This is a genomic window from Longimicrobium sp. (assembly GCF_036387355.1).
Lineage (GTDB): Bacteria > Gemmatimonadota > Gemmatimonadetes > Longimicrobiales > Longimicrobiaceae > Longimicrobium.
On sequence record NZ_DASVTX010000155.1, the window covers coordinates 1 to 8796 of the forward strand.

Consider the following 8796-nt stretch of genomic DNA (forward strand, 5'->3'; position numbering starts at 1 on the left):
GCGCGAGGCGGAGATGCGCCCGGACTCCACCGCGCGCACGATGGCGTCCACCGTCCCGGGCACGTCGTCCACCCCCACCAGCAGGTCCGCCCCCGCGGCCACGGCGCGCACGGCGGCCTCCTGCGCGCCGTAGCGGCGCACCAGCGGCGTCACCGGCGCCAGGTCCTCGATGATCAGCCCGTCGAACCCCAGGTCGCGCCGCAGCACGCCCTGCGTGAACACGGGGTTGTCGGGAAGGGGAACGGTGTCGCGCGTCAGCGAGGGGATGGACACGGAGGCCGGCTTGATCGCCGCCACCCCCGCGGCCACCAGCCCGCGCATCAATCCCAGCTGCAGCCCGTCCACCGCGGCGCGGTCCCACGCCAGCCGCGGCGGGCCTCCGTCGCGCACCTCCGGCCCGGCGGAAAGCGCGCGCACCCCCACCAGCAGCCCGGCCCCCGAAAGCTGCCGCGCGTAGCGCACGAAGGCGCTGTCCGCCGCCGCGCCCCACGGTGCCGGGAGCGCGGTGGGGTACGGGAACGAGGGCGCCGTCAGCAGGGCGAAGTTGATCCCCAGCCGCTCCGCCTCCACCGCCGCCTGCGCGGCCGCCGCGTCCACCCGCTCGTCCCCCGCGGTCCCGAGTGACAGCGGCGGGGGCAGCTCCGACGCGCCGGCCAGCGCGCCCCCCACCCCGCGGTCCAGGTCGGCGATCACCAGCAGCGGGAGCCGCGACGCGCGCCGGATGGCGCCCAGGCGGCGCTCCGCCACGGAAAGCGAGCCGGGAAGAAGCCGCACGCCGCCTACCCCCGCCTGCGCAAAGCGGCGCGCCAGCGCGGTGTCCGCGGAGGCACGCGCGTCCGGGCCCACGTACACGGCGGGCGCCAGCATCTGCGCCACGCGCGCGCGCAGGTCCATCCGCGCGAGCCGGTCGTTGGACCAGGGCGAGGTTTCGGCCTGCTCGCACCCCGTGGCGAGCAGGGCCAGCAGCGTGGCGAACAGGGCGAGGGCGCGCGACGGGCAGAGACGGGTCAACGCATTCAGACGGCGCGAGATGGGCCCGCGCCGGGACCGGTTCGTCCACGGTGCGCGGGCACGCCCCGCCGGGCGCGGGCGTGCACGGCCCGCGCGCCCGCGAGGCGCGTACCGGAGCGGAGGCAGGTTCCGGACCGGGACGCGCGTGGGACAGCGCTGGTGCATCCCGGGGCGCACGCGCCGCATGCAGAGGTGTAGATCAGCCAAACGCCGGGGGCGGGCGGAGTGTCCAACCTTGGTCCGGCTCTTGCCGCGTCCTTGTGGGATTGTGCGGCCGCGCGTTGTCAGGCGCGCGCGGACGCCGCGGGTACCTTCATCCGCTCCATCCTTCCGGCCGCGCACCCGTGGGGGTGGGCCGCCCGCAGTCTTTCATCGCGAACCGGCCGCGCCGGAACCGCATCGCCGCTGCACCTCATGACCGATCGCTCCGCCACCGTCTTTGTCGCCGACGACAATCCATCCATTCTGCAGGGCCTGGACAGGGCGCTGAAAGTAACCGGCTACAACGTCCGCACCGCCACCAGCGGCCGCGCCGTGCTCAAGCTGCTGGAAGAGTCCGAGGACGTGCCGGACCTGCTCCTGCTGGACGTGATGATGCCGGAAATGACGGGGCTGGAGGTGCTGCGCACGCTCCGGCTGGACCCCCGCTGGGTGGACATTCCCGTCGTGCTCATCACCGCCACCAACGACGGCGCCCTTCCCGTTTCCGCCCTGCGCGACGGCGCGGTAGACTTCCTCACCAAGCCGTTCCGGCTGGATGAACTGCTGGCCCGCGTGGAGCGCCACGTCCTGCGCAACCAGGAGCTCAAGCGGGCGCGCGAGCAGGCACGCATGCGGCTGCAGGCCATCGACCTCATCCGCGAGCTGAACCGCGTGGTGACGGCGGACGAGATGTTCCACCTGGTCACGTCGCGCACGTCGGAGATCCTGGGCGTGGGGCGCTGCTCCGTCCTGGTGGTGCACGCGGGCGAGCAGGTGGCGCGCGTGGCCGCATCGTCCGAGGCGGAGCTGGTGGAGGGGCTGGAGCTGGACCTGTCGCTCTACCCCGAGGTGCGCGAGGCGCTGGAGACGCGCCGCCCGGTAGTGGTGCGCGACGTGGGCCTGTCACCCCTGTTCGACGGGGTGCGCGGCGAGTGGGAGCGGCGCGGGCTGGTGACGCCGCTGCGCTCGGTGATCGTGGTGCCGTTCCCCATCAGCGAGAACGTCACCGGGCTGTTCGTGGAGCGCGCCACGGTGGATGAGCCCCTGCTGGGCGACGAGGCGGCGGAGCTGGCCGAGCGCGTGGTGGAGGCCATCGTGCAGGCGTGCGGCCGGGTGCAGCTGTTCCAGAAGCTGGTGGACCAGCGCAAGCAGCTGCACGACTTGGCGCACACCGACGAGCTTACCGGGTGCGACACGCGCCGCTCCATCGTGGGGTACCTGTCGCGCCAGTTCGAGGCGGCGCAGCGCACGGGGGCGCCGCTGAGCATCGTTCTCCTGGACCTGGACCGGTTCAAGGAGATCAACGACAGCTGCGGCCACCTGGCGGGCGACGCCGCGCTGCGGGCGCTGGGAAGCTGGTTGTGCACGGAAGGACTGAACGCCAACGAGCGCGCCGGGCGCTACGGCGGCGACGAGTTCGTGGTGGTGCTTCCGGGAATGGCGCCCCCGGCGGCCAAGGCGTTCGCCGAGCGGGCCCGGGCGCACTTCGCGGGCATTCCCTTCGTCTTCGGTGAGGTGACGGTGCGCGCGTCGCTGAGCGCGGGCGTGGTCTCGTGGCCCGACGCCGACGCCGGCACCGCCGACGAGCTGATCTCGCTGGCGGATACGGCGCTGTACCAGGCCAAGCAGGGCGGCCGCAACCGCATCTGCATGGCCGCCACCGCCGCCGCGGCCTGATCCTTTCCGGCCACGTCCGCGCGGCTCCACGGCTGGGCACCGGGCACTTGGCACTGGGAACTGCGGTTCTCGCGGAGGAACCGCGGGAGGATGTCTTTTCAACGCGGCCCGGCGTGGAACCTGCGAGTTCCGCCGGGCCGCTCTTTTGTCCGTGCAACCGGGATCGTAGGGAATGACCGACCGTCCGCTCATCGCCGTCACCACCACCATCTGGCCCGGGGGATCGTACGGCCTGCCGCGCACGCAGTTGAACGCGCAGTACATCGCCGCCCTGGAAGCGCCCGGCGCCACGTCGCTCCTGCTGACCCCCGCGCACGGCGAAGCGTCCATGCGGCAGCTGCTGGGGCTCTGCCACGGCCTGCTGCTCACGGGCGGCGAGGACGTGGAGCCCAGCCGCTACAACGCGAAGCCGCACCCCGAACTGGGCGACGTGAACCCCGCCCGCGACGCCACGGAACTGGCCGCCGTGCACGAGGCGCGGCGGCTGGGAATGCCCATTCTGGCCATCTGCCGCGGGATCCAGGTGCTCAACGTGGCGCTGGGCGGAACGCTGTACCAGGACATCCCTTCCGAGCTGGGCGGCGACATTCTGCACGAGCAGACCGGCGACTGGCGCGAGCGGTCGCACGCCGGGCGGGTCGAGCAGGGGAGCACGCTCGAGGCGGTGTTCGGGACGAGCGAGCTGCGCATCAACTCGTTTCACCACCAGGCGTTGCGCGAGGTGGCGCCCGGCCTGCGCGCCACGGTGTGGGCGGAAGACGGAATCGTGGAAGGGGTGGAGGGAACGGAGGGGACGTGGGTGTGCGGGGTGCAGTGGCATCCGGAGCGCGGCGAGGCGCACGGCCCCGACGCCGACGAGCGCGACCCCGACCGCCGCCTGTTCTGGGCCTTCGTTCAGGCCGCCCGCGAGTTCGCCGCCGAATCCACCGCCGTCGGGGTGGGCAGATAACTCAGGGTGCGGTCCGGCGGGCAACCCCGCTCGCGCCAACAACTTCTTGTCATCCTGAGAAGGCGCCGGCCGAACCCCGCCGTCGCACCGCTCTCTGGCGCCGACGAAGGATCTGCTGTCCGCCCGTTCCAACCCGGCGAACCCGCACCGGAACGGCGCACGCGGTATGTGACGCAGTTGAAGCCCCGAACGTGGACGCGACAGCGGCCTCGTGTCGGGGCTTCCCGCTTCTTGAGCGGCGGATTCATCCGCTCAGGGAGGCCATCCCGCTGTGGCTGAGAAAGACCGTTGGAGGGACGGTGCACGGCCCTGCGAGTTACCCCCGGATGATTGATGAAGGAAGGTGCACGGCCCTGAGCATCGTTCGTTCCCGCCGCCGTGTGGCCCTCACCCGCTCGCGGCCCTCACCCCGCGAGCTGCGCACGCCGCCCCTCTCCCACAAACGGACGAGGGAGGGAGCACACCCCAGTCCGGCGCGGGGGCAGCGTTCGGCACCGGACGCAGGGGTCCCGCGCGGGTGCAGCCTCACATCTGTATCGTGAGGCTTTCAGCCGTTGTTGCGGCGGCTTCAGCCGCTCAGCAGCGGCATCTCCGGACTGGGCAAGACAGGGAGGGCGCACGATCATCGTGCGCCCTCCTCGTTGTCATCCACCGGACCCGTCCTCGCTACCCGATGACGGTAAACGCCTCCACGTCATCCATCGGAACCTGCACGCGGTCGCCCGTCCCCAGGTGCCGCCCCACGAGGATCTCCCCTCCGTACACCTGCCGGATCTCCACGGGAATCAGCACGATGTCCCCGCCGCGCCGGCGGATCTGCACCCGCGTCCCCTCGTCGATCGCGCGCTCCAGCCGGCTCAGTGCGCTGGGTGTCCAGATCACCGGGGTGCCGTGGCCGGCGGCCCGCGCCGGGCGGTGTCGGGCGCGGCGGTTCCGGGCTCCTGCGGCAGCGGTCCCACCGGCTCATCCGCCGCGGCGCTGTCGGCCAGGGTGGGCAGCGGCTGGGGCGCCGCGGCGGCCGCCGACGTGTCCGGCCGGAGCTCGTTGGTGCTCCGCACGGCCCGCAGCCCTTCCGGCCGCACCGACAGGTAGTAGTCCTTGATGAACAGCGAATCGATCTTGGCGAACCCGCTGTCCGGAAGGTCACCGAACTTCACCCCCGGCGCGGGGCGGGGAATCACCACGCCCAGCGTGTCCGTCCACATCTGCAGCTCGGCGCGCGACAGCTTCTGCAGGTAGCCGTTCACCTCCAGCTGCGCGCCCGGATACAGCCCGCTCAGCGCCCCGGCCGACGGGTCCGGCTCAAAGCGCACCAGCATGCGGCGCCCGCTGGGGGTGCGCACCCACACCGAGTTGCCCAGCACCCGGCTCTGCGTGGTGGCCGTCATGTGCACCAGGCGGCCCAGCTCGCGGGTGTCCAGCGGCAGCAGCGCCTCGAACTGCTCCGGCTGCATGGGCAGCACGGCCGTGCGGTCCGAGCCGAAGCCCGCCGCGGCGCCCACCTGCTTCTTGGCGCGCTGCGTACGGTCGCCGAACACGAACGCGGAAACCAGCACCAGCACCGAAATGCCGGCCAGGAGCCCCGACCACAGCCACACGCGCGACTCGCGTCCGCGCACCAGCCTGATATCCATGGAAGTCACCGGGATGAGAAACGCGTTAACACGGGGCGGATGCGCAAGGAGTGTTCCGGTACGCGCTTGCCCGGCGCGCGGCGCGGCGGTTATTGTTTGCCGTCCCGCACCGGGGCGTACGCCGCCCCGGCCGCGCCCGCACCCCCGCATTCCGGAGAAAGTCCCGTGCCCCGTCCCGCGCCCAGCGCCCGGCGCTCGTCGTCGCTGCTGCCCTTTTACATCATCCTGGGGATCGTCGCGCTCGGTGGCGGCTTCTTCCTTTTCCGCCAGGCCAGCGGCGGCGGAGGAGCGCCGCCCGCCGCCACGCTGCAGCCGGTGAACCTTACGCCGGAGCAGATGCAGTCGGTGGCGGGCATCAGCAAGGGGAGCCCCAACGCCCCCGTGGTCATCATGGAGTTTGCCGACTTCCAGTGCCCCGGATGCGGACGGTTCGCGACCTTCTACGAGCCGCTGGTGCAGGAATGGATCGACAACGGGACCGTGCGGTTCGTGTGGTACGACTATCCCCTGCCGGAGCTGCACAAGAACGCCGTGCTGGCCGCGCGCGCGGGGCGCTGCGCCAACGACCAGAACCGCTTCTGGCAGTTTCACGACCACATCTTTGCCCGCCAGCCGGAGTGGTCGGAGTCCGATGACGCGGCCGGCATCTTCGCCGGCTACATGAAGTCGGTGGGCGGCGACGAGGCGGCGTTCTCGCAGTGCCTGCGGTCGGACCGCTTTCTCAAGGAAGTGTCGGAGTCCCATTCGTTCGGCAGCAGCCTGGGCGTGAACGGAACGCCCACGCTCATCATCAACGGCAAGCGCGTTTCGGACATGCCGTCCACCCGCGCCGAATGGCAGCAGCTGATTGACCAGGAGCGCGGCGCCGCGGCTCCGGCCCCCACTGCGGCGCCCGCCGCTGCTCCGGCAGCCGGCCCGGTGGCGCCCGCGGCCGCTCCCGCCGCCGACAGCGCCGCGGGATGACGAGCGGCGCGGAGCACCTGGCCGCGGAGCTGGAAGACCGGCCGCCGCTGGCGCGCATGGGCATCGCCCTGCTGGCGCTGGCGGGGCTGCTGGTGTCCATGTACCTGGCCCTGTACAAGCTGGGGTACATGGGCATCATCCAGTGCCAGATCGGCAGCTGCGAAAAGGTGCAGGCGTCGCAGTACGCCTACTTTCTGGGGCAGCCGGTGGCCATGTGGGGGGTGGGGGCGTACATCGTCCTGCTGGTGCTGGCGCTGCTGGGCACGCAGCCGCGCTTTGCCCGCGAGCGCTGGGTGGCGCTCTCCATCTTTGGCATGGCGCTGGGCGGCGTCCTGTTCTCGGCGTACCTGACGTACCTGGAAGCCGCGGTAATCCGCGCGTGGTGCCAGTGGTGCGTGATCTCGGCCATCCTGATCACGCTCATCTTTCTGCTGTCGCTCCCGGGGCTGCGGCAGGCCCGGTAGGCGCGGCAACTTCAACGGACCGACCGACGGAGGAAGTCAGTAGATGTCACATACCCCGGGGCAGACGGTGCTGGTGCGTCTGGTGTTCGCGGACCAGGGAACGTTCCACGCCGAGACGGTGAACGTGCCCATGGACCTGCTGGGCCGCTACGAGCGCCTGGTGGACCTGCTGCGCGAGGAAGAGTCAGTCACCCGGCAGCTCTTTGTGGACATGGGCCGCCTGGTTTCGGCCGCCGTGGTGGAAGCCGGATCCTGATCCACCCGCCCGCAGAAAAGAAACCGGCCCTCCGCGCGTGGCGGAGAGGGCCGGTTTTTTTCGTGGATGACCCGCGGCGGTCAGGGCCGGGGGGCGGGGGGCGCGCCGGGCTGCGGGGCCGGGGCGGCGGGCCGCGACGAGAGCGAGTCGATGGCCTGCTGAAACTGCTCAAACGGCACCGCGCCGTTCAGCGAGGCCTGCTGCCCGTTGCCGTTCAGGATGAACATGGGCGTGCCCTGGATGCCCGCGCCGGCCGCCTGCATGGCGTCATTCACGATCAGCGAGGCGGTGCGGTCGTTCTGCGTGCAGTCGCGGAACTCGGCCATGTTCAGCCCCAGCTGCTGCGCGTAGCCCTCGAAGCGCTGGGCCGCGTCGGCCTGGCCGCTCCACTCGCGCTGCGTGGCGAACAGGCGGTCGTGCATGGCGAAGAACTTGTCCTGCGCGGCGGCGCACATGGCCGCCTCGGCCGCGGCGAATGCCTGCCGGTGGTTCATGAGCGGCAGGTTGATGTAGAGCAGCTTCGCGCGGCCGGTGCGGAGGTAGGCGCTGTCCAGCCGCGGATAGGTGGTGGTGGCGAACTCGCGGCAGTACGGGCACTGAAAGTCCGACACTTCAATGATGGTGATGGGGGCGCTGTCCGGCCCCTTCACCCGGCCGCGCTCGGCGCGGGCCACGACGGAATCGGCGTTCACGCCCGACGCGGCGCGGTTGGCGGCCGCGCCGTTGCCCGGCTGCGCGCACGCGCTGGTGGACAGGGCGGAGCCCAGCAGCAGCGCGCCGGCGGCGGCCAGCGAGCGAAGGTGCCGCGGCTGCGGCGTGGGAATGCGGGTCATGAGAAACGGTGCGCGGAACGCGGAAGGGGCGCGCGAGGTCGGCTCGGGCGCCCCTTCCGCGCGTACAAGATCGCGCGAAAGATAGCCGTGCGCCGTCCGGCGGGTCAAATGGCGCGCCGCAACGGCAACGGTGTTCACGCGGAGAAGAGACCCGGTGAACGGGACGGTTGATTGTCCCGGCCGCGGGGCGTATGATCTCCGCGACACACAGAATACGCCAGGAGCTGACGACGCTCCGGCGCCGACCCGACCGGAGATGCCCGATGCTCAAGAAGCTTCGCCTGGATGTGGAGCAGCTGGCGGTGGATACCTTCGCCGCCAGCGATGGATTGGGGGTGCGGCGCGGTACGGTTCGCGCGGCACAGGACGACTGCACCAACTGGAACTCGTGCCTGTGCGTGACGGCATACTACTGGTGCGTGGAATACAACTATACGGACTACTCGTGTGAGGGCGGCAGCGGCTACCCGACCGAACGCGCCTGCCGGGAACCCTGACGGCCCGTCCGCGTTCGCGGGCTGCATTCGCGGCGACGCGAGGCTGGCGTCCGATGCAGTTGAAGCCTCGATCGTGGACGCGTCAGCGGCCACGAGTCGGGGCTTACCGCTTTCAGAGCGGCGGATTCATCCGCTCAGGAGGGCTTCTGGCGGAACGGCGTCGCGCTGCGCGCGGGCCCCACCCCCGGCCCCTCCCCGTGCAAACTGCGCACGGAGAGGGGAGAAAGACGCAGGCCGGTGCGCTCCGCACCGGCCTCGTCGCCCGCACCGGGGCAGCCTCACGGCAGTATCGTGAGGCTTTCAGCAGTTGT

Annotated in this window: 10 protein-coding genes; 6 read left to right on the forward strand and 4 right to left on the reverse strand. The window is 71.5% G+C overall.

Features of this window, described 5'->3' with window-relative positions; translation table 11 throughout:
• Window positions 1–1011 (reverse strand): glycoside hydrolase family 3 N-terminal domain-containing protein (locus tag VF665_RS07165; RefSeq protein WP_331052722.1); only part of this gene is annotated, 1011 nt, incomplete at its 3' end.
• Window positions 1012–1425: 414 nt separating this feature from the next.
• Between VF665_RS07165 and VF665_RS07170 the strand changes: the two genes are divergently transcribed.
• Both VF665_RS07170 and VF665_RS07175 read left to right on the forward strand, forming a co-directional pair.
• On the forward strand, window positions 1426–2889 hold the full coding sequence (locus VF665_RS07170) for a diguanylate cyclase (RefSeq protein WP_331052723.1): 1464 nt from the start codon (window positions 1426–1428) through the stop codon (window positions 2887–2889).
• 172 nt (window positions 2890–3061) lie between these two features.
• On the forward strand, window positions 3062–3838 hold the full coding sequence (locus VF665_RS07175) for a gamma-glutamyl-gamma-aminobutyrate hydrolase family protein (protein ID WP_331052724.1): 777 nt from the start codon (window positions 3062–3064) through the stop codon (window positions 3836–3838).
• Window positions 3839–4504: 666 nt separating this feature from the next.
• On the opposite strand, the gene VF665_RS07180 is transcribed toward VF665_RS07175, so the two are convergent.
• Window positions 4505–4720, reverse strand: a complete 216-nt coding sequence (locus VF665_RS07180) for a hypothetical protein (protein ID WP_331052725.1) — start codon at window positions 4718–4720, stop codon at window positions 4505–4507.
• On the reverse strand, window positions 4717–5472 hold the full coding sequence (locus tag VF665_RS07185; RefSeq protein ID WP_331052726.1) for a hypothetical protein: 756 nt from the start codon (window positions 5470–5472) through the stop codon (window positions 4717–4719). The genes VF665_RS07180 and VF665_RS07185 overlap by 4 nt, the downstream gene beginning before the upstream one ends.
• 165 nt (window positions 5473–5637) lie before the next feature.
• On the opposite strand from VF665_RS07185, the gene VF665_RS07190 reads away from it, so the two are divergent.
• From VF665_RS07190 to VF665_RS07200, 3 genes are read left to right on the forward strand one after another with little or no spacing between them, the layout of a single operon-like run.
• Window positions 5638–6435: a DsbA family protein gene (locus VF665_RS07190; protein WP_331052727.1), complete on the forward strand. Its 798-nt coding sequence runs from the start codon at window positions 5638–5640 to the stop codon at window positions 6433–6435.
• Window positions 6432–6899, forward strand: a complete 468-nt coding sequence (locus VF665_RS07195; RefSeq protein WP_331052728.1) for a vitamin K epoxide reductase family protein — start codon at window positions 6432–6434, stop codon at window positions 6897–6899. Before VF665_RS07190 ends, VF665_RS07195 begins: the two co-directional genes overlap by 4 nt.
• Window positions 6900–6942: 43 nt before the next feature.
• Window positions 6943–7155, forward strand: a complete 213-nt coding sequence (locus VF665_RS07200) for a hypothetical protein (RefSeq protein WP_331052729.1) — start codon at window positions 6943–6945, stop codon at window positions 7153–7155.
• 80 nt (window positions 7156–7235) lie between these two features.
• Here VF665_RS07200 and VF665_RS07205 read toward each other — a convergent pair whose 3' ends face one another.
• Complete coding sequence (locus VF665_RS07205) at window positions 7236–7988, reverse strand: DsbA family protein (RefSeq protein ID WP_331052730.1); 753 nt, start codon at window positions 7986–7988, stop codon at window positions 7236–7238.
• A 263-nt stretch (window positions 7989–8251) separates the two neighbouring features.
• Between VF665_RS07205 and VF665_RS07210 the strand changes: the two genes are divergently transcribed.
• The gene (locus VF665_RS07210; protein WP_331052731.1) at window positions 8252–8485 is read left to right on the forward strand and encodes a hypothetical protein; all 234 of its coding nucleotides are present in this window, start codon (window positions 8252–8254) and stop codon (window positions 8483–8485) included.
• Window positions 8486–8796 lie beyond the last annotated feature (311 nt).

Excerpts from the sequence above, each read along its gene's own strand:
- VF665_RS07170 (WP_331052723.1), top strand. The coding sequence starts at position 1,426 with ATGACCGATCGCTCCGCCACCGTCTTTGTCGCCGACGACAATCCATCC.
- VF665_RS07175 (WP_331052724.1), top strand. The coding sequence starts at position 3,062 with ATGACCGACCGTCCGCTCATCGCCGTCACCACCACCATCTGGCCCGGG.
- VF665_RS07185 (WP_331052726.1), bottom strand. The coding sequence starts at position 5,472 with ATGGATATCAGGCTGGTGCGCGGACGCGAGTCGCGCGTGTGGCTGTGG.
- VF665_RS07195 (WP_331052728.1), top strand. The coding sequence starts at position 6,432 with ATGACGAGCGGCGCGGAGCACCTGGCCGCGGAGCTGGAAGACCGGCCG.
- VF665_RS07200 (WP_331052729.1), top strand. The coding sequence starts at position 6,943 with ATGTCACATACCCCGGGGCAGACGGTGCTGGTGCGTCTGGTGTTCGCG.
- VF665_RS07205 (WP_331052730.1), bottom strand. The coding sequence starts at position 7,988 with ATGACCCGCATTCCCACGCCGCAGCCGCGGCACCTTCGCTCGCTGGCC.
- VF665_RS07210 (WP_331052731.1), top strand. The coding sequence starts at position 8,252 with ATGCTCAAGAAGCTTCGCCTGGATGTGGAGCAGCTGGCGGTGGATACC.